The organism is Pseudomonas sp. P65(2024), assembly GCF_057480955.1.
Genome location: NZ_JBLIYX010000011.1, coordinates 142,877 through 161,216 on the forward strand (window position 1 = coordinate 142,877; position 18,340 = coordinate 161,216).

Annotated in this window: 18 protein-coding genes; 11 read left to right on the top strand and 7 right to left on the bottom strand. The window is 65.2% G+C overall.

What is annotated here, in order from left to right; genetic code table 11:
• Positions 1-7: 7 nt before the first annotated feature.
• Positions 8-664: a YciC family protein gene (locus AC25MA_RS16505; protein ID WP_028692070.1), complete on the bottom strand. Its 657-nt coding sequence runs from the start codon at positions 662-664 to the stop codon at positions 8-10.
• A 157-nt stretch (positions 665-821) separates the two neighbouring features.
• On the opposite strand from AC25MA_RS16505, the gene AC25MA_RS16510 reads away from it, so the two are divergent.
• Both AC25MA_RS16510 and AC25MA_RS16515 read left to right on the top strand, forming a co-directional pair.
• Positions 822-1,547 carry a DUF2076 domain-containing protein gene (locus AC25MA_RS16510; RefSeq protein ID WP_236248253.1) on the top strand — a complete coding sequence of 242 codons (726 nt, stop codon included), beginning with the start codon at positions 822-824 and terminating at the stop codon, positions 1,545-1,547.
• Between the two features lie 108 nt (positions 1,548-1,655).
• Positions 1,656-2,135: an NYN domain-containing protein gene (locus AC25MA_RS16515; RefSeq protein ID WP_028692068.1), complete on the top strand. Its 480-nt coding sequence runs from the start codon at positions 1,656-1,658 to the stop codon at positions 2,133-2,135.
• Positions 2,136-2,176: 41 nt separating this feature from the next.
• Here the strand turns inward: AC25MA_RS16515 and AC25MA_RS16520 are convergent, their stop codons facing one another.
• A complete protein-coding gene (locus AC25MA_RS16520) occupies positions 2,177-2,635 on the bottom strand; it encodes an Lrp/AsnC family transcriptional regulator (protein WP_486972217.1) in 459 nt (152 codons plus the stop codon).
• Between the two features lie 153 nt (positions 2,636-2,788).
• Between AC25MA_RS16520 and yedA the strand changes: the two genes are divergently transcribed.
• Positions 2,789-3,709, top strand: a complete 921-nt coding sequence (gene yedA, locus AC25MA_RS16525) for a drug/metabolite exporter YedA (protein ID WP_028692066.1) — start codon at positions 2,789-2,791, stop codon at positions 3,707-3,709.
• A gap of 64 nt (positions 3,710-3,773) precedes the next feature.
• Positions 3,774-5,105, top strand: a complete 1,332-nt coding sequence (rhlE1, locus tag AC25MA_RS16530) for an RNA helicase RhlE1 (RefSeq protein ID WP_486972218.1) — start codon at positions 3,774-3,776, stop codon at positions 5,103-5,105.
• A 34-nt stretch (positions 5,106-5,139) separates the two neighbouring features.
• On the opposite strand, the gene AC25MA_RS16535 is transcribed toward rhlE1, so the two are convergent.
• The 3 genes from AC25MA_RS16535 to pmrG all read right to left on the bottom strand — a co-directional run bounded on the left by AC25MA_RS16535 (position 5,140) and on the right by pmrG (position 8,214).
• Positions 5,140-6,381, bottom strand: a complete 1,242-nt coding sequence (locus AC25MA_RS16535) for a TIGR03862 family flavoprotein (protein WP_486972219.1) — start codon at positions 6,379-6,381, stop codon at positions 5,140-5,142.
• Between the two features lie 149 nt (positions 6,382-6,530).
• Positions 6,531-7,445 (bottom strand): histone deacetylase family protein, encoded by a 915-nt coding sequence (locus AC25MA_RS16540; RefSeq protein WP_486972220.1) that lies wholly within the window; start codon positions 7,443-7,445, stop codon positions 6,531-6,533.
• 82 nt (positions 7,446-7,527) lie between these two features.
• Positions 7,528-8,214, bottom strand: coding sequence for a lipopolysaccharide core heptose(II)-phosphate phosphatase PmrG (gene pmrG, locus AC25MA_RS16545; protein WP_062361992.1), 687 nt, complete (start codon positions 8,212-8,214; stop codon positions 7,528-7,530).
• A 167-nt stretch (positions 8,215-8,381) separates the two neighbouring features.
• Here pmrG and AC25MA_RS16550 point away from each other — a divergent pair, with 167 nt between their 5' ends.
• The 4 genes from AC25MA_RS16550 to AC25MA_RS16565 all read left to right on the top strand — a co-directional run bounded on the left by AC25MA_RS16550 (position 8,382) and on the right by AC25MA_RS16565 (position 11,604).
• Positions 8,382-8,951, top strand: a complete 570-nt coding sequence (locus tag AC25MA_RS16550; protein ID WP_028692061.1) for a GNAT family N-acetyltransferase — start codon at positions 8,382-8,384, stop codon at positions 8,949-8,951.
• Positions 8,952-9,042: 91 nt separating this feature from the next.
• Positions 9,043-9,912 (top strand): acyl-CoA thioesterase II, encoded by an 870-nt coding sequence (gene tesB, locus AC25MA_RS16555; protein ID WP_062361994.1) that lies wholly within the window; start codon positions 9,043-9,045, stop codon positions 9,910-9,912.
• On the top strand, positions 9,909-10,499 hold the full coding sequence (locus AC25MA_RS16560) for an HAD family hydrolase (RefSeq protein ID WP_028692059.1): 591 nt from the start codon (positions 9,909-9,911) through the stop codon (positions 10,497-10,499). The genes tesB and AC25MA_RS16560 overlap by 4 nt, the downstream gene beginning before the upstream one ends.
• A gap of 94 nt (positions 10,500-10,593) precedes the next feature.
• Positions 10,594-11,604, top strand: coding sequence for a zinc-dependent alcohol dehydrogenase family protein (locus tag AC25MA_RS16565; RefSeq protein WP_028692058.1), 1,011 nt, complete (start codon positions 10,594-10,596; stop codon positions 11,602-11,604).
• A 90-nt stretch (positions 11,605-11,694) separates the two neighbouring features.
• Here AC25MA_RS16565 and AC25MA_RS16570 read toward each other — a convergent pair whose 3' ends face one another.
• Positions 11,695-12,588 carry a GNAT family N-acetyltransferase gene (locus AC25MA_RS16570; protein WP_486972221.1) on the bottom strand — a complete coding sequence of 298 codons (894 nt, stop codon included), beginning with the start codon at positions 12,586-12,588 and terminating at the stop codon, positions 11,695-11,697.
• Positions 12,589-12,728: 140 nt separating this feature from the next.
• A complete protein-coding gene (gene rimI, locus AC25MA_RS16575; protein ID WP_028692056.1) occupies positions 12,729-13,835 on the bottom strand; it encodes a ribosomal protein S18-alanine N-acetyltransferase in 1,107 nt (368 codons plus the stop codon).
• Between the two features lie 92 nt (positions 13,836-13,927).
• Here rimI and AC25MA_RS16580 point away from each other — a divergent pair, with 92 nt between their 5' ends.
• The 3 genes from AC25MA_RS16580 (at position 13,928) to gabP (ending at position 18,290) form a co-directional block, all read left to right on the top strand.
• The gene (locus AC25MA_RS16580) at positions 13,928-15,514 is read left to right on the top strand and encodes a RimK family protein (RefSeq protein WP_238348153.1); all 1,587 of its coding nucleotides are present in this window, start codon (positions 13,928-13,930) and stop codon (positions 15,512-15,514) included.
• A 12-nt stretch (positions 15,515-15,526) separates the two neighbouring features.
• Complete coding sequence (locus AC25MA_RS16585) at positions 15,527-16,543, top strand: magnesium transporter CorA family protein (protein WP_028692054.1); 1,017 nt, start codon at positions 15,527-15,529, stop codon at positions 16,541-16,543.
• A 352-nt stretch (positions 16,544-16,895) separates the two neighbouring features.
• A complete protein-coding gene (gabP, locus tag AC25MA_RS16590; protein ID WP_028692053.1) occupies positions 16,896-18,290 on the top strand; it encodes a GABA permease in 1,395 nt (464 codons plus the stop codon).
• Positions 18,291-18,340 lie beyond the last annotated feature (50 nt).

Consider the following 18,340-nt stretch of genomic DNA (forward strand, 5'->3'; position numbering starts at 1 on the left):
GCCGGTCTCAAGCGCCGGCTTCACCTTCGAGCAGCATGAACAGGCGGTACAGCACCACGGTGCTGAACAGCTGCAGGAAGCCGCTGAGACTGTCCAGGGCCAGTTGCACGCCAGGCTGCGGCTCGGGGAACAACTGCAGCAGCAGACCGTCGATCAACCACAATGGCGCCAGCACCGAAAGCATGCAGACCATGATGCGCAGGAAATGCCCAGTGGTCATGCGCGCACTGGTGCGCATCGACTCGATCACCGGCAGGCCGCGCAGCACCAGCAGGTACTCGGCGAACACCAGGTTCACCATGATCCACACGCCGGGGAAGATCAGCAGCGCCAGGCCCGCCATGATCAGCAGCGAGCTGATCACGATCAGCAGGGCCAGCATCGGCCAAAGCTGCAGCGCGCGGGCGAACAGGTCGCGCTTGGCGGTGTCCTGGCCGTTGCTGCGGGTGTCGAGGTAAAGGATCAGTGCCGCGCTATACAGCGGGTAGAACAGCAGGCTGACAAGCATGCCGTAGACCGGCGAGGCCTGCTCGCCCAGCTGGCTGTAGAGCAATTGGGTGCCGAGGGCCTCAAGCACGACCAACGGCAGGCACAGTTGCAGGATGCTCGTCAGGTGACGGCGGAAGAAGTACAGGGAGTCGCGCAGAACGCTCAGCGGATTCATCGGTCAACATCGCATGGCAGAAAAAGCAGGGCGTAACTTTAGCCCAGTCGGCCCGCTTGCTGAAAAAAGTTTCATGGCCCGGACAATTGAATCGCGACATCCGGGCCTCCATCTTTGACGCTGTCCGATGTCCTGTTCAGCGCACGAGGTTGCCCCGATGAACACTGAAGAACAAACCCTGATCGACGGCCTGTTCGGCCGTCTCAAGCAAGCCGAGGACCCGGCCCAGCCGCGCGATGCCCAGGCCCAGGCGCGCATCGAGGAGCACCTGCGCCAGCAGCCGGCGGCGCCTTACTACATGGCCCAGGCGATCCTGGTCCAGGAGGCGGCGATCAAGCGCCTGGACGAGCAGAACAAGCAGCTCGAGGCCGAGCTGCGCCAGGCGCGTGCGCAAGTGGATGCGAGCCGCCCCAGCAGTGGCGGTAGTTTCCTCTCCAGTATCTTCGGCGCGGGAGCCCGCAATCCAGAGCCGCAGCGCCCGGCCGCGCCGCCTACTTCCTCGGGAGGCTGGCGTGAACCGGCGCCCCAGGCGTATGCCCCGCCACCGCAGCAGCAGGGTTTCGGTGCGCCACCCGCGCCGGCGCGCAGCGGCGCCAGCAGCTTCCTCGGTGGCGCCATGCAGACCGCCGCGGGCGTGGCCGGTGGCGTGTTGCTGGCCCAGGGCATCAGCAGCCTGTTCAACCATCACTCGCAGCCTGAAGAAATCGTCGAGTTGATCAAGGAGGAGCCGGCGCCAGCCAGCGACGCTGGCGGCTGGAACGACCAGGACAGCCAGCGTCAGGTGGCGGACAACGGTGGCTGGGGCAATGACCAGGGTGGTTATGCCGATGCCGATTACAGCGGTGACGATGGCGGCTTCTTCTCGGACGACGATTACGTCTGAGGGCTCTGGCATACTGCTGCTTCCTATCGCGGGGCAAGCCCGCTCCCACCATGGCGTGGGAGCGGGCTTGCCCCGCGAGCGTTTACCACTGCCAGTGAGAGGCTCCAGGTGAAGAAAATCGCGCTGTTCGCCGATGTGCAGAACCTCTACTACACGGTTCGCCAAGGTCATGGCTGCCACTTCAACTACGCCGCGCTGTGGGCCGAGGTCAGCCGCGAAGGGCAGATCGTCGAAGCCGTGGCCTATGCCATCGACCGTGGCGACAGCAAGCAGCAGCAGTTCCAGCAGATCCTGCGCAACCTGGGGTTCGAGGTGCGCCTGAAACCCTTCATCCAACGCGCCGATGGCTCGGCCAAGGGCGATTGGGACGTGGGCATCACCCTTGATGTCATCGAGGCGGCGGCGCGGGTCGACCAAGTGGTGCTGGCCTCGGGCGACGGTGATTTTGACTTGTTGCTGGAGCGAGCGATGCAACGCCATGGCGTGGAAACCGTCGTATACGGTGTGCCGGGCTTGACCGCGTTGTCGGTGATCCGCGCCGCAAACCGTTACGTGCCTATCGAAGGCCGGCTACTGCTGCGCCACTGATCTGTGATGCTGCGAGCCGCGCACGTATAAGGGAGTGGGCTTCAGCCTTTCTTGCCGTTGCTGTCCAGATGCCCCAGCGGCACCCGTCGCGCCACCGCGCTCGACAGGATGATCGACGTCTTTGTGAAGCCCAACTGAGATACGCGGTTGATCAGCGCCTCCAGCTCGCCCATCGAGGTGACGGCCGCCTGCATGATCACGCACGGGTCGCCGGTCACCCGATGGCATTCGGTGAGTTCGGGGATTTTCTCCAGGGCCTCGTAGGCCTGCTGATTGCCATGGCTGGCCAGGCGCAGTTCCATCAAGCACTGGATCGGCAGGCCGATCTTCTCCAGGTCGACCTTGGCCGTGTAGCCGCTGATCACGCCGCAGGCCTCAAGCTTGGCCACCCGCTCGGCCACTGCCGGGGCCGAGAGATTGACCTGGCGCGCCAACTGCGCGTATGTGGCCCGCCCGTTTTCCAGCAGGGCGGCGAGGAGCATGCGGTCGTACTTGTCCATGGGGACTCCTGCTGACTTTGTAATCGATTGGAAAGGCGCCACATAACCATGCATTACAAAGTGTTTCGGTATTTTAAACGTGTTTTGTAACTTAAGTTTGCGCCTGGGCCTTTCTAAACTAATCCACCCGTAAACGGATTTCGAGCCCTTGCCATGTCCTCCTCCCGTCGCTTCCCGTTGTTGCTTGTCGGCGCCTTTCTCGCCCTGTACCTGGTCTGGGGCTCGACCTATCTGTTTATCCGCATCGGCGTGGAATCCTGGCCGCCAATGTTGATGGCCGGGGTGCGTTTCCTGATTGCCGGCAGCCTGTTGTACGGCTTTCTGCGCTGGCGCGGCGCACCTGCGCCGACCTGGCCTCAGTGGCGTGCGGCCGGAGCGATCGGTTTCCTGCTGCTCAGTTGCGGCAACGGCGGGGTGACCCTGGCCGAGCACGCCGGGGTCGCCTCGGGCGTGGCGGCACTGGCGGTGGCCACGGTGCCGCTGTTCACCCTGGTGTTCGGCCTGTTCTTCGGCCATCGCAACTCGCGCCTGGAGTGGGCGGGGATCGCTCTTGGGCTGGTCGGCATCGGCATGCTCAACATGGGTTCGAACCTGCAGGCCAGCCCCATGGGCGCGGCGCTGATCCTGTTCGCCGCGGCGGCCTGGGCCTTCGGTTCGGTGTGGAGCAAGAGCCTGCCACTGCCCCAGGGCCCGATGGCCAGCGCCGCTGAAATGCTGGTGGGCGGTGCCGCGCTGCTGATCGGCAGCGCCGTCAGCGGCGAGCGCCTGACCCAGATGCCCACCGCCGCTGGCTGGGGCGCGCTGGCCTACCTGGTGTTCTTTGGCTCGATCCTGGCGTTCAGCTCCTATATGTACCTGCTCAAGCACGTGCGTCCGGCGGCGGCCACCAGCTATGCCTACGTCAACCCTGCGGTGGCGGTGTTGCTGGGGATCGTCTTCGCAGGCGAGCAGATCGGCGCCGAGGAATGCGTGGCGATGGCGGTGATCATCGGCGCGGTAGTGCTGATCGGCCTGCCGCAGTGGCGCAAGGCGCCGGAGTCGCCCGTGCCGCTTAAAGAAGGGGTGTGCAAGTAAATACCGGCCACCGTGGCACTGGGGTAAACTTGCCGCCTTCGCTGAACCCCCTGACGGTATTGCCATGAATTTCGCCCAACTCGGCCTGATTGAACCGCTGCTGCGCACCCTGCAGACGCTGGACTACACCACGCCCACCCCGGTCCAGGCCAAGGCCATCCCCGCCGTGCTCGCCGGCCGCGACCTGATGGCCGCCGCCCAGACCGGCACCGGCAAGACCGCCGGCTTCGCCCTGCCGGTGCTGCAGCGCCTGGCGCTGGAAGGGGAGAAGGTCGCCAGCAACTCGGTGCGTGCGCTGGTGCTGGTGCCGACCCGCGAACTGGCCGAGCAGGTCCACGCCAACGTGCGTGAGTACGCCGAGAACCTGCCACTGTCCACCTACGCGGTGTACGGCGGCGTCAGCATCAACCCGCAGATGATGCGCCTGCGCCGCGGCGTCGACCTGCTGGTGGCCACCCCGGGCCGTCTGCTCGACCTGTTCCGCCAGAACGCCATCAAGTTCGGCCAGGTGCAGACCCTGGTGCTCGACGAAGCCGACCGCATGCTCGACCTGGGCTTCGCCGAGGAGCTGCAGGCGGTGTATGCGGCGTTGCCGCGCAAGTGCCAGACGCTGCTGTTCTCCGCCACTTTCTCCGACCAGATCCGCCTGCTCGCGGGCCTGGCGCTGAACGACCCGCTGAGCATCGAAGTCAGCCCGCGAAATGCCGCTGCCAACACGGTCAAGCAATGGCTGGTGCCGGTGGACAAGAAGCGCAAGGCCGACTTGTTCTGCCACCTGCTGCGCAAGCAGCGCTGGAAGCAGGTGCTGGTGTTCGCCAAGACCCGCAATGGCGTGGACCAACTGGTCGAGCGCCTGCTAGCCGAAGGCGTGAACGCCGACGGCATCCACGGCGATCGCCCGCAGGCTACCCGCCAGCGCGCCCTGGACAGCTTCAAGGCCCGTGAGGTCCAGGTGCTGGTGGCCACCGACGTGGCCGCCCGCGGCCTGGATATCGATGACTTGCCACTGGTGGTCAACCTCGACCTGCCGATCGTCGCCGAGGACTATGTGCACCGTATCGGCCGCACCGGCCGCGCGGGCAACAAGGGCGAGGCGATCTCGCTGGTGTGTGCCGACGAGGTGCAACTGCTGGCATCGATAGAGACCCTGATCCGCCAGGTGCTGCCGCGCCATGAGGAGCCGGACTTCATCCCCGATCACCGGGTGCCGGTGACCGACGCCAGTGGCCAGGTGCTGAAGAAACCGAAGAAACCCAAAAAGCCGAAAGAGAACAGTGCCAAGCGCGGCCTGGGGCGTTGGATGGACAGCGAGGAGGCCGGGGCTTCGGCACCGGCGGTCAAGGCGGTGCGCAAGGTGCCGAGCTTTGGCGGCAAGCCTGGCAAGCGCAAACCTTGAAGTCACCGGGGCTGCGTAGCAGCCCCGGCATTGCTCAGGCCAGGCGCGCCAGCCAATCCGCCGCCGCATTTCCCGCCCGCAAACCACTGGCGAAACACGCCGTCAGCAGGTAGCCACCCGTCGGCGCTTCCCAATCCAGCATCTCGCCCGCGCAGAAGACCCCAGGCAGGTTGCGCACCATCAGCCCTTCATCCAACCCTTCGAAGCGCACGCCACCGGCACTGCTGATCGCCTCGTCCAATGGCCGGGGCCGCACCAGCATGATCGGCAACGCCTTGATCGCCGCCGCCAGGCGCTCGGGGTCGGCAAAGGTCGCCTGGTCGGTCAGCTCGCGCAACAAGGCCGCCTTCACCCCGTCGATCCCCAACTGGCCGTGCAGGTGCTTGGCCATCGAGCGCGATCCCCTGGGCTTGGCCAGGGCCTGTGCAATCTTGTCCACAGGCCGGTCCGGCAGCAGGTCGAGCAGCAGCGTCGCCCGCCCGTCGCGTTCGATCGCTTCGCGCAGCGCCGCCGACCAGGCATACACCAGGCTGCCCTCCACCCCTTGGGCGGTGAGGATGAATTCGCCCTTGCGCGAGGCGGTGCCGGGCATGCCGAGGGCGATGTTTTTCAGCGGGGCGCCGGCGAACTTGTCCTTGAGCAGATCGCTCCAACCCTCGACCTCGAAACCGCAGTTGCTCGCCCGCAGCGCAGAGATATCCACACCCCGCTCAGCCAGCAGCGGCACCCAGGCGCCGTCCGAGCCCAGGCGCGCCCAGCTGCCGCCACCCAGGGCCAGTATCACGGCATCGGCCCGTACCTGCAGCTCGCCTTGTGGATAACTCATCCGCAGGGCGCCTCCGGCTGTCCAGCCCAGCCAGCGGTGCCGGGTGTGGATAACCACGCCGGACTCGCGCAGGCGCTTGAGCCAGGCGCGCAGCAGTGGCGCGGCCTTCATGTCGCGAGGGAACACGCGGCCCGAGGTGCCGACGAAGGTTTCGATGCCCAGGCCGTGAATCCACTGGCGCAGGGCCTGGCCATCGAAGTCGCGCAGGAGGGTGTCGATCTCGCCCTGGCGCGCGCCGTAGCGGCCGACGAAGGCGGGGTAGGGCTCGGAATGGGTGATGTTCATGCCACCGACGCCGGCCAGCAGGAACTTGCGGCCCACCGAGGGCATGGCGTCGAACACTTGCACCGCCATCCCGCGCCGGGCCAGGGTCTCGGCGGCCATCAGGCCGGCAGGGCCGCCGCCGATCACGGCGACAAGGGGGCTGTAAGCGGGGCGGGGATCGTTCATGGCGGGCGACAGGCTGTGGAAAAGGCCGCGCATTCTACCTCAGCGGGGCCTGCCACGACACAGCTCAAAAAACGATCAATTTTCTGCAGCTCAGGAAGCTAAAGGGCTGGAGCGGCTTTCCCGCAGGTTATCCACAAGCGGTTCCACAGTCATTGTGAACAACCGAGCACCCGCGCCGCGCTGTGGTGGAGGATACCGTGGCGCCGGGCGAGGGCTTCGCGGTCCTTGCTGTAGCCGCCGCCGATCACGCCCACCACCGGGATGTCGCGGCCCAGGCACTGGCGCAACACGTGTTCGTCGCGGGCGGCCAGGCCTGCGTCGGTCAGGTTCAGATAGCCCAGGGCGTCGTCCTTGTGCACATCGACGCCGGCGTCGTACAGCACCAGGTCGGGCTGGTACAGCGGCAGCAGGTAGTTCAGCGCGTCCTCGACCACCTTGAGGTAGGCGCTGTCGTGCATGCCGCGGGGCAGGGGGATGTCCCAGTCGCTCTGGGCCTTGCGTGCCGGGAAGTTCTGCTCGCAGTGCAGTGACACGGTGATCGCTTCCGGAGTGTCCTGGAGCATGCGCGCGGTACCGTCGCCCTGGTGGACGTCGCAGTCGAAGATCAGCACCCTGTGCACGCGACCGGCCTCCAGCAAATAACGGCTGATCACCGCCAGGTCGTTGAAGATGCAGAAACCGGCCGGGTAGTCATAGTGGGCGTGATGGGTGCCGCCGGCCAGGTGGCAGGCGATGCCGTGTTGCAGCGCCTGCTCGGCGGTCAACAGCGAACCGCCCACGGCGCGCACGGTGCGCCGGGCCAGGGCTTCGCTCCAGGGCAGGCCGAGGCGGCGCTGGTCCTCGCGGGACAATTCGCCGTTCATGTAGCGCTCGATGTAGTCGCGGTCATGGGCCAGGGCGAGGATGTCGTTGGGGCAGATCTCCGGGCGCAGCAAGGCGGCGTCGGTGGTCAGGCCGCTGTCCACCAAGTGGTCGCGCAACAGGCGGAACTTGTCCATCGGGAAGCGATGGTCCGGCGGGAACTCCGGGCTGTAGTCATCGTGGTAGATCAGCGGCAGGGGCATGGTGTCGACGCGATGGGGGCGAGCACCGATCTTGCCAGCTTTGGTGGCTCCGATGCCAACCGAATCTGGGCCTGCTATTCGCTCATTGACCTGCCGATGCCAGCACCCTCTGCCAGTCCGGCTCGTTCATCCGCCCGAGGATCCGCGCCTTGCCGTTGCCATCCACCGACACGAACAGCGCACTGACGTAGCCGCTCTCCCGTTCGCCGCCCGGTACATGCTGCTGGCGGGCGAAGTGATCGATGCAACCGTTGTGAGTCACCAGCACCAGGTTGTGCCCGGGCCGTTTGCGGGCCATGGCCTCGGCCGGGAACGGGTGCTCGCAGCGCTCCAGCCAGTCTTCGCTGGTCACGGCCTGGCCGAGGATGAAGTGCGCGGTCTGGCGGGTGCGCAGCTTCGGGCTGCTAAGCAGGTCGGCGCCGGCCAACCCCAGTTGCTGCAGGCCCTGGCCGACCCGTTGCGCCGCCTGGCTGCCGGACACGGTGATGCCGGTCGGATCGTCCAGGCACGGCCCAGGGGCACTGTCGCAGCGTTCGGCGTGGCGGATCATCACGATCACCGCACCTTCCTTCCAATCCTGCAGCAGGCCGCTGTCGCTCAACTGTTGCTCGTTGCCAAGGTTCACGATGTGCGTCCTCGTCGCTAGCCAGGTGCTGGCCCCGGCCAGTGCCAGGAGCAGGCCGATGGCGGCGCCGACCGCGGTGCGCGAGCGGCGGCGTTTGCGGGGGGCCAGCAGGGCCGGATTGTGCAGGGTGTTGCTGGGGTGCATGCGTCACTCCGATGGCAGTGCGGCGTCGACGAAGGCCGCGGTATGTGCCGGCATTGTGCGAAGCGGCCTGTCGGGGGGCGGTGAAGCCGATGTGAAAAAAGCATCGGTTGACTGATGCGCGCGGCCTACGCTGTACACTGCCAGACCGTGATTTCGGAGCCGTGCCCATGACCCCCCTTCTCGAACTGGAAAGTCCGCGCCTGGTGTTGCGCCAATGGCAGGACGACGACCTGCGCGAGTTCGCTGCCCTGTGCGCCGACCCGCAGGTGATGCGCTACTTCCCCGCGCCGATGACCCGGGTCGAGGCGGCGGCGCTGATTGGCCGGATCCGTGGCCATTTCAACGAGTACGGCTTTGGCCTGTGGGCCCTGGAGCGCAAGGACAGCGGCGCCTTCATCGGCATGACCGGCCTGCTCCACGTCAACTTCGACGCCCCGTTCGGCCCGGCGGTCGAGATCGGCTGGCGCCTGGCCCGCCGCCACTGGGGGCTGGGCTTCGCCAGCGAGGCGGCCTGGGCCTGCCTGCGCTGTGCCTTCGCCCAGTTGCACCTGGACGAGGTGGTGTCGTTCACCACCGAGGGCAATCTGCCGTCGCAGAAGGTGATGCAAGCCATTGGCATGGTCCAGGACCTGGCGGGCAGCTTCGAGCATCCGCGCCTGCCCGTCGGCGATCCACTGCGCCCCCATGTGCTGTACCGCATCGACCGTGATCGCTGGCAACAGAACCTGCGCGGCTGAATAGGTCGCCATTCGTACGACGGGACGAACGGCAAAACCCTGTATCATTCGCCGGTATAACCGCGCCGTATTGCCTTGCCAGGAGAACCCCATGAGCCATGTACTCGACGATCTGGTCGACTTGCTGAGCCTCGAGTCCATCGAGGAGAACCTGTTCCGCGGACGCAGCCAGGACCTGGGCTTCCGCCAGCTGTACGGTGGCCAGGTGCTCGGCCAGTCGCTGTCGGCGGCCAGCCAGACGGTCGAGGACGCCCGCCATGTGCATTCGCTGCACGGTTACTTCCTGCGCCCGGGCGATGCCAGCATGCCGGTGGTCTATTCGGTGGACCGTGTGCGCGACGGCGGCAGCTTCAGCACCCGGCGGGTCACGGCGATCCAGAAGGGCCAGCCGATCTTCACCTGCAGCGCGTCGTTCCAGTACGACGAGGAGGGTTTCGAGCATCAGGCGCAGATGCCGGACGTTGTCGGCCCGGAAAACCTGCCCAGCGAAGTCGAGCTGGCCAGCGCCATGGCCGACAAGCTGCCCGAGCGCATCCGCGAAAAGGTGCTGTGCGCCAAGCCCATCGAGATCCGCCCGGTCACCGAGCGCGATCCGTTCGATCCCAAGCCCGGCGAGCCGATCAAGTACGCCTGGTTCCGTGCCGACGGCAACCTCCCGGACATCCCGGCGCTGCACAAGTACCTGCTGGCCTACGCCTCGGACTTCGGCCTGCTGACCACCTCCCTGCTGCCCCATGGCAAGTCGGTGTGGCGCAAGGACATGCAGATCGCCAGCCTCGACCATTCGCTGTGGTTCCACCGCAACCTGCGCGCCGACGAGTGGCTGCTGTACGCCACCGACAGCCCTTGGGCCGGCAATGCCCGTGGCTTCTGCCGTGGCAGCATCTTCAACCGCGCCGGGCAACTGGTGGCCTCGTCCACCCAGGAAGGCCTGATCCGCCATCGCAAGGACTGGGCATGAGCCTCCGGGATATTCGCCACTGGGTATTCGACATGGATGGCACCCTGACGGTCGCCGTGCATGACTTCGCGGCCATCCGCGAGGCGCTCGACATTCCGTCCGACCACGACATCCTCACCCACCTGGCCGCCTTGCCGGCGGAGGAGGCGGCGGCCAAGCATGCCTGGCTGCTGGAGCACGAACGCGACCTGGCGATCGCCTCCAAGGCCGCGCACGGCGCGGTGGAGTTGGTGCGTGAGTTGGCCGGGCGTGACTGCCGGCTGGCCATCCTCACCCGCAATGCCCGCGAACTGGCCCATGTCACCCTCGAGGCCATCGGCCTGGCTGACTGCTTCCCGGTCGAGCATATTCTGGGGCGCGACGAGGCGGCGCCCAAGCCCAGCCCTGACGGGCTGCTGCAGATCGCCAGGGCCTGGGGCGTGAGCCCCGCTGAGATGGTGATGGTCGGTGACTACCGCTTCGACCTGGACTGCGGCCGGGCCGCAGGCACCCGCACTGTATTGGTCAACCTGCCGGACAACCCATGGCCGCAGTTGGCCGACTGGCATGCGGCCGATTGCCGGGCGCTGAGGGCGTTGCTCGGCTGACATCCCTCATGCCCTGCGCGCTCCCTCTGAGCGGCCTTGTGCCGCGAAAGGGCTAAGCTGCACTGCACCTTTTGCCACGATGGAGGCCTCACCCATGAACACCAAGGCCCTTTATGTCCTGCCCGGCGGCGGCTACGACAAGGTCCAGGTCGGCACTTGCGAAACCGCCGCGCCCAAGGCCGGCGAGATCACCGTGCGCCTGCATGCCAGCTCCCTCAACTATCACGATTTCGCCGTGGTCAGCGGCATGTGGGGGCCGAGCGAGCGGCGCATCCCCATGGCTGACGGTGCCGGCGAAGTGGTCGCGGTGGGCGCCGGGGTCAGCGAGTTCCAGGTCGGCGATGCGGTGGTCAGCACCTTCTTCCCCGACTGGCTCGATGGTCAGGCACTGGTCGAGGGTTTTGCCAGCGTGCCGGGCGACGGCATCGACGGCTATGCCCGTGAACAGGTGACCGCCCGGGCCAGCTCCTTCACCCTGGCGCCCAGGGGCTACAGCCATGCCGAGTCGGCGACCCTGACCACCGCCGGCCTCACCGCCTGGCGTGCCCTGATGGGCGATGACCACCTCAAGCCCGGCGACAGCGTGCTGGTGCAGGGTACCGGCGGCGTGTCGATCTTCGCCCTGCAGTTCGCCAAGCTGGCCGGCGCCATGGTGATCGCCACCTCGTCCAGCGATGCCAAGCTGGAGCGTCTCAAGGCACTGGGCGCGGATCACCTGATCAACTACAAGACCACGCCCGCCTGGGGCGAGAAGGTTCGTGCGCTGACCGGCGGACGCGGTGTGGACCATGTGATCGAAGTCGGCGGCCCGGCCACGCTGGAGCAGTCGATGGTTGCCGCCCGGATCGGCGGGCATGTGTCGCTGATCGGCATCCTCACCGGCGTGGCCGGGCAGTTGCCGCTGGTGCAGGCGCTGGTGCGGCAGATTCGCCTGCAGGGCGTGCTGGTAGGCAGCCGCGCTCAGCAGCAGGCGATGGTTCGCGCTATCGACGCCAATGGCCTGCGGCCGGTGGTGGACAAGCATTTCGAGCTGGAGCAGATGGTCGAGGCCTTCAAGTACCAGGAGAGCAACAGGCATTTCGGCAAGATCTGCCTGACCTGGTGACGCTCTCCCCAAGGTGTTGGAGTGAGCAAGCGCCTGGTTTGGTGTGGGGGCGGGGGCGCGCCGATGCTCCCACGCAGCCCCAGTACCCATTCAGGTGTGGGACAGCAGCGGAAACATCAGCACCTGTCCATCGACATAGGTTTTCGATGCACCCCAGACGAACAGTGCATCATCGTTATCCACAACCCGCGCCGCGAAGCCCTCGCTGCTCAGCGGCGCAAACCCCAGCAGCACCTCCCGGGTCGTTGCCCTGACCAGTTCGGCCACCACATCGGCCAGCATCAGTTCGCGCTCGCAGAATACATCCACCAGCACCATCCGCTCGCCGTCGTGCTCCACCACCACGTATGCCTCGTGTCTTGAGGAATGGAACAAGGCTTCTCGGTAGGGGCCGTCACAGTAGAACATTGTCAACGGTACATTCGGCACGAGGCTCAACCGTGCCTGTGGGCAACTCTTCATTACCGCTGCCATGAAGTGTTCACGTTGTGTGCTGTCGCCAAGATCCACAGGATGGAACGTGCTGACTTCAGGGGGCGTCGACCTGGCTTGGAAATATTCGTGTTCGATCACCCGGCGGAAGCCGAACCGGGGATAGAGATCCAGCACGGTGCTATTGGCGAACAGGTACAACAGGTCACATTTACCTGCCCAGCGCTCTACAAGCACTTCCATCAGGTAGCGGCTGTAGCCACGGCCTTGTGCCGCAGGCGCTGTCATCACCGTGCCGATCTGCACACAACGCAGAGGCTGGCCATCGAGGGTGAAGTCGAGCAGGTTGGCCGAGGCGTTGGCCAGCATTTTCCCGCTGCGAACCAGTGAGCACGGCTGGTTGTCTTCTTGCCAGAAGCCAGCCTGGTACCAATCTTCGAAGTCGAAGCCGTAGGTCTGACGGGTGAGGGCATTGAGTTCGGCGCGCAGGTGCGGGTCGTCGCGATAGTGCTCGACTTGCGCGAGGGAGGGGTCGTCGGCGAGGAGTGCCATGGCGTCCATACCTGTCTGTAATTTGAGGGTGAACGTTAACCGTTGCGCGGATGAAAAGTTGTAAGGGTTTGTGCTATCGCGGTCGGGGGCAGGCGCAGAAAGGTGGCCGCCCGCACCGAGGTCAAGGGGGTGGTCTCTGTTTACACCGCAGTTTCACCCCCTGCATACACCACCACCGCCGCCCGCAACTTGCGCCCGCCGAACAGGCTCATGCGCTGGAACGCCTGGTGGCTGACCGGCAGGTGCTGGCAGTCCAGGGCCTGGCGGTGACGAGCGTGGTCGGTGTCGGGATCGTGCAGGTAGACGAAGTCGTCGTCGCAGGCGGTGACCAGCACCCAGTGCGGTGCCTTGCTGCCGGTCAGCCGGTAGTTACTGATCAGCACCAGCGCCAGGCCGCCTTCGGCCAGCACCCGAGGCAGGTTGGGCGCCTGCCGCGCGATGACCACGTCGCTGTCCTGCAACTCGGCGCAGAAGTCCTCATGGACCAGGCGCATGACCTCCTTCTTGCCGGGCTGGCGCACACCGTCGAGAAACAGCGGCCCTTCGGTATTGAGCAGCAGCCGTACGCGAAAGCCCCGGCGCCAGGCGGCCAGGGCCAGGCCATGGGGGCTGCAACCGCCGTGACCGGAGGTCATGAACACGGTGGTCGCCTCGCGCCACAGGCGCAGTTCCTCGCGCCGGCTTGGCGGGCGCAGCGGTTGCAGGGCGGCCATGGCCATCAGCAGGCAGGCCGGGCCGCAGGTGAAGTCGGTGGTCTGGGCGTAGTAGGGGACCAAGCGCGTCTCGCCCGCCGGGTGTGGGAGGATGCGCTTCTCGTAACGCAGGGCGCTGGTGTGGTCCTCGTAGTAGTCATCGACCAGGGCAAAGCGGCGATAGCCATGGCGTTCATACAGGGCGATGGCCTTGGGGTTGTCGGTGCGTACCTCAAGACGCAGGTAGGCACGGTCATGCTCCAGGGCGCAGCGCTCGGCCTGTTCCAGCAGCCTGGCACCAAGGCCATGGCCACGCGCCTGTTCGGCAATGGCGATGGAATACAGCCGGGCCAGCGAGGTGCCACGGTGGAAGAGTAACAGCGCATAACCCATCAACTGGCCGTCGCGTTGCGCCACCAGCAGGCTGGCGTTGGCGTGGGACAGCATCCAGCGAAAGCTGCGCGGGGTCAGCCGGTCGAGCGCGAAGCACTGGTTCTCCAGCGCCAGCAGGGCCGGCAGGTCGTCAACAGTTGCCAGGCGAAATTCGATGTGCATAGGGCCGCCGTAAAAGTTGCGTAATGAAACGGGACATTCGAAAAACTTCGTGCTTAATAGAAACCGTGTCTACCCAACACAGGGCTTCAAATATGTCATCGTTTCAGGAACCCTTACCTGGCTGGCCCGGGGAAAGTTCACACTCACGTACGGCTGGTGTTATTTATCCACTGACCCTGGATAACAAGTCAAGTCAGCTGGTTATCATCGTGGAGCGGCGTGAGGACTGGGCTTCGTACCTGCCCAGCGAGGATGTCGTGACGGCCCAGGAATACCTGGAGGCCCCACGCGAAGCCGATAACGGCAAGCGTGTCCAGGTAATAAACCTATGCCGTAATTATAAGTATCTAGGCCACGGTTATTATTGTTCGTTGTTGGCCGAGGCGCGCGGACACAAAGTCATTCCTTCGGTCAGAAGTATCAGTGAATTGACCCGCAAGTCGTTATATGGATTGGCCCTGGACGACATGGCGCGCAGCTTGGAAAGTGCCCTGGCCAATCACCCCTACGGCGAAACCGAAGGGTTCACCCTGACCCTGTATTTCGGCCGTACCGATCTGGAACCGCTGCAAGACATTGCCCGCCAGCTGTTCGAAAGCTTCCCGTGCCCGATCCTGCTGGTGGAGTTCCGCAAGACCAGCACCTGGCATATCGCCGGGGTCAAGGTCGGCGCGCTGCACAAGTTGCGTGAAGACCAGCAGGACCCCTTCGCCAATGCCCTCGATGGCTTCAGCCGGCGGATCTGGCGTCAACCGCGCTCGCGGCGGGTGTCGCGCTACGACCTGGCGATCCTCCACGACCCTGATGAGGCGCTGCCGCCGTCGAACCCCAAGGCGCTGGAGCACTTCATTCGCGCCGGTCGCCAGCTCGGGGTCGACGTCGAGCTGATCGGCAAGAAGGACTACGCCCGCCTGGCCGAATACGACGCGCTGCTGATCCGCGAGACCACCAGCGTCGACAACCACACCTATCGCTTTGCCAAGAAGGCCGAGAGCGAAGGGCTGGTGGTGATGGACGACCCGGCGTCGATCCTGCGCTGCACCAACAAGGTCTACCTGACCGACCTGTTGCGCAGTCATCGCCTGGCCATGCCGGCCAGCGAAATCCTCTACCGCGACAACCCCCAGGCGCTGGAAGGTATTGGCGAGCGGCTGGGCTTTCCACTGGTGCTGAAGATCCCTGACGGCTGTTTCTCGCGGGGCGTGATCAAGGTCAAGGACGCCGCCGAACTTCAGGCCGCCACCGCCGAACTGTTCGAGCACTCGGTGCTGCTACTGGCCCAGGAATACCTCTACACCGAATACGACTGGCGCATCGGCGTGCTCAACCGCAAGCCGATCTTCGCCTGCCAGTACTTCATGTCCAAGGGCCACTGGCAGATCTTCAACCATCAGGCCCAGCGCGACGAGGTCAACGGCGAATGCCGCACTCTGGCTGTGCACGAAGCGCCACGCGCGGTGGTGGATCTGGCGGTGAAGGCCGCCAATCTGATCGGCGATGGCCTGTACGGCGTCGACCTCAAGCAGGTCGGTGACCGGGTGGTGGTGATCGAGGTCAACGACAACCCCAACCTCGACGCCGGCATCGAGGACGCCTACCTGCACGACGACCTCTACACCCTGGTGCTGGAGGAATTCATCCGCCGCCTGGAGCAGAAGCGCCGGGGGCAAGCCTGGTAACGAGGTGCTGGCATGATCGAAAGCTACAGCCTGGCCCATGGTCAGTTGCGCAAGCGCGAGGGGCTCGATCGCGAGGTGCTGCTGTTCGTCGAACCGGACAGTGCCGAGCGTGAGCTGCTGCAGGCCTGGTTCCACCTGGATGCCCATGCCCTGGCTTCGGCGCTGGATCCGGACGAGGTGTCGCGCATCGAATTGCATCGCGATGGCCTGTTCCTGATCTGGAAGCGTCCGCAGAGCTACACCGGTGGCGACAGCTTCGCCTTCCAGGTGTCCTCGTTCGGCATGCTGATGGTCGACGGCCACCTGGTGCTGATCGCCCCGGATGCCTCCCTGCTCGATGGCCTCGGGCAGCGCCATGCGCTGCACGATCCGATGGATGTGCTGCTGGCCATCCTGCTGGACAACCTGCATCACTACCTGGGGCACCTGAAGGTGATCAAGATGGTCGCCCGCGAGCTGCAGCAACGCTTCGAGCAGTCGCTGGAGAACCACCACCTGATGCAGATGTTCAACCTCAGCGAGAGCCTGATTCACTACATCAACGCCATCCACAGCAATGGCGCGGTGCTCTCGCGCCTGCGCGCCCATGGCGAGAAGCGCCATTTCAACCCTGAGGTGCTGGCGCTGATCGACGACCTGGTCATCGAGAACGACCAGTGCCACAAGCAGGCCGAGATCTACTCGACGGTGTTCGCGGGCTTGATGGACGCCCGGGGCAACCTGGCCAACAACGCGATGAACGAGACTCTGCGCAAGCTCACCCTGATCAACGTGGTGTTCCTGCCGCTGAACCTGATCGCCAGCATTGGCGGCATGTCCGAGTTCAGCATGATGACCGCGGGCGTGCCCTGGTGGCTGGCCTATGCCTTGCTGGTGCTGGCGATGGTGCTGCTGGGCGTGCTCATGGTGCTGGCGCTCAAGCGTCTGGCCCGGGGGCGTCGCCCTGTCGCGTCCCCTGCGCAAACCGAGCGCCCTGCTGTGCGGCCCACCCCTTCATTCCCTGGAATCGCCAGTTGGAGAACACCATGAGCAATCTGCAGATCGGCCTGATGATCGTCACGGTGATCGTGGTGTTCGCGGTGGTGAACTTCTACTGGCACTACCGGCGTGACCGCGACTGACGCAAACAGGCACGTCCGGGGGCTTGACTGACGTGCGTGGGCACGCGGTGTCGTGATCGAACAGTTGTCTGACGTTTTCGAGCATTTTGCTCGCGCCGCGCCCGGCTTAAAGTGAAGCCCGCATCCCCACGGTGCGTTGCCCGGGCGCGTGAGAAGGCCGTAACAGAGCGTGCGCAACGTACTCCGCCCTTTGCCGAGGAGACCGTTTCGCCTGCCCCTGCCCGTCCCTTCCTTGTGTCAGCAAAAAGAGAACAAGACCAATGAACACCGTGGGAACTGATGGCAACCTTGCTCAAGGTTTCAAGCCACGTCACGTAACGATGCTGTCCATCGCCGGCATCATCGGCGCGGGGCTCTTCGTCGGCTCCGGGCACGCCATCGCGGCGGCCGGCCCGGCCACCATCCTCTCCTATTTCGTGGCCGGCACCCTGGTGGTGCTGGTCATGCGCATGCTCGGCGAAATGGCCGTGGCCCACCCCGACACCGGCTCGTTTTCCACCTACGCCGACCAGGCCATCGGTCGTTGGGCCGGCTACACCATCGGCTGGCTGTACTGGTGGTTCTGGGTACTGGTGATCCCCATCGAGGCGCTGGCCGCCGGGCATGTGCTCAACGCCTGGTTCCCCCAGGTGGACAGCTGGATCTTCGCCCTGGCCTCGGTGCTGCTGCTGGCCTGCACCAACCTGTTCAGCGTGGCCAAGTACGGTGAGTTCGAGTTCTGGTTCGCCATTCTCAAGGTCACCGCCATTCTCGGCTTCATCGGCCTGGGCTTCGCCGCGCTGCTGGGTTGGTTGCCTGAGCGCGAGGTCAGTGGGCTGAGCACGCTGATGGACGAGCACGGCGGTTTCGCGCCCAAGGGCTGGTCCGCGGTGGTCGGTGCCTTCATCACCGTGATGTTCAGCTTCATCGGCACCGAGGCGGTGACCATCGCCGCCTCCGAGTCCAGCGACCCGGCACGCAACATCGCCAAGGCCACCCGTTCGGTGATCTGGCGTATCAGTACGTTCTATATATTGTCGATCTTCGTGATCATCTCGGTGGTGCCGTGGAATGACCCGCAACTGGCGGTAGTGGGTTCCTACCAGCGTGCGCTGGAAATCATGAACATCCCGAACGCGGCGCTGATGGTCGACATCGTGGTATTGATCGCGGTGACCAGCTGCATGAACTCATCGATCTATATCGCTTCGCGGATGATGTACTCGCTGGCCAAGCGTGGCGATGCCCCGGCCTTGCTGAAGCACACATCCAAGGTGGGTGTACCGCGCGCCGCGGTATTCGGCAGCACCCTGATCGGCGCAGCCATCGCCATCCTCAACTACTTTGCACCCAAGGGCGTGTTCGAGTTCCTGCTCGCCAGCTCCGGCGCCATCGCGCTGCTGGTGTACCTGGTGATCGCCATTTCACAACTGCGCATGCGTGGTCGGCTGGAGCGCGAGAACGCCAACCTCAAGTTCCGCATGTGGCTGTTCCCCTGGCTGACCTGGGCGGTGATCCTGTTCATCAGCGGTGCCCTGGCCGTGATGATGTTCACCGAGGAGCACCGCGCCGAGGTGACCGCCACCTTGAGCCTGGCGATCGTGATCTCGTTCCTGGGGATCGTCACCACCCGTGGACATTCCCGCAGGGCCGTGGGAGCGCGTTCGCTGGGTTGAGGTCATTGCGACGGCGTTGACCGCCACTCGGAGGATTTGCCGGATCCTTC

Excerpts from the sequence above, each read along its gene's own strand:
- AC25MA_RS16505 (WP_028692070.1), bottom strand. The coding sequence starts at position 664 with ATGAATCCGCTGAGCGTTCTGCGCGACTCCCTGTACTTCTTCCGCCGT.
- AC25MA_RS16510 (WP_236248253.1), top strand. The coding sequence starts at position 822 with ATGAACACTGAAGAACAAACCCTGATCGACGGCCTGTTCGGCCGTCTC.
- AC25MA_RS16520 (WP_486972217.1), bottom strand. The coding sequence starts at position 2,635 with ATGGACAAGTACGACCGCATGCTCCTCGCCGCCCTGCTGGAAAACGGG.
- yedA (WP_028692066.1), top strand. The coding sequence starts at position 2,789 with ATGTCCTCCTCCCGTCGCTTCCCGTTGTTGCTTGTCGGCGCCTTTCTC.
- rhlE1 (WP_486972218.1), top strand. The coding sequence starts at position 3,774 with ATGAATTTCGCCCAACTCGGCCTGATTGAACCGCTGCTGCGCACCCTG.
- AC25MA_RS16535 (WP_486972219.1), bottom strand. The coding sequence starts at position 6,381 with ATGAACGATCCCCGCCCCGCTTACAGCCCCCTTGTCGCCGTGATCGGC.
- AC25MA_RS16540 (WP_486972220.1), bottom strand. The coding sequence starts at position 7,445 with ATGCCCCTGCCGCTGATCTACCACGATGACTACAGCCCGGAGTTCCCG.
- pmrG (WP_062361992.1), bottom strand. The coding sequence starts at position 8,214 with ATGCACCCCAGCAACACCCTGCACAATCCGGCCCTGCTGGCCCCCCGC.
- AC25MA_RS16550 (WP_028692061.1), top strand. The coding sequence starts at position 8,382 with ATGACCCCCCTTCTCGAACTGGAAAGTCCGCGCCTGGTGTTGCGCCAA.
- tesB (WP_062361994.1), top strand. The coding sequence starts at position 9,043 with ATGAGCCATGTACTCGACGATCTGGTCGACTTGCTGAGCCTCGAGTCC.
- AC25MA_RS16560 (WP_028692059.1), top strand. The coding sequence starts at position 9,909 with ATGAGCCTCCGGGATATTCGCCACTGGGTATTCGACATGGATGGCACC.
- AC25MA_RS16565 (WP_028692058.1), top strand. The coding sequence starts at position 10,594 with ATGAACACCAAGGCCCTTTATGTCCTGCCCGGCGGCGGCTACGACAAG.
- AC25MA_RS16570 (WP_486972221.1), bottom strand. The coding sequence starts at position 12,588 with ATGGCACTCCTCGCCGACGACCCCTCCCTCGCGCAAGTCGAGCACTAT.
- rimI (WP_028692056.1), bottom strand. The coding sequence starts at position 13,835 with ATGCACATCGAATTTCGCCTGGCAACTGTTGACGACCTGCCGGCCCTG.
- AC25MA_RS16580 (WP_238348153.1), top strand. The coding sequence starts at position 13,928 with ATGTCATCGTTTCAGGAACCCTTACCTGGCTGGCCCGGGGAAAGTTCA.
- AC25MA_RS16585 (WP_028692054.1), top strand. The coding sequence starts at position 15,527 with ATGATCGAAAGCTACAGCCTGGCCCATGGTCAGTTGCGCAAGCGCGAG.
- gabP (WP_028692053.1), top strand. The coding sequence starts at position 16,896 with ATGAACACCGTGGGAACTGATGGCAACCTTGCTCAAGGTTTCAAGCCA.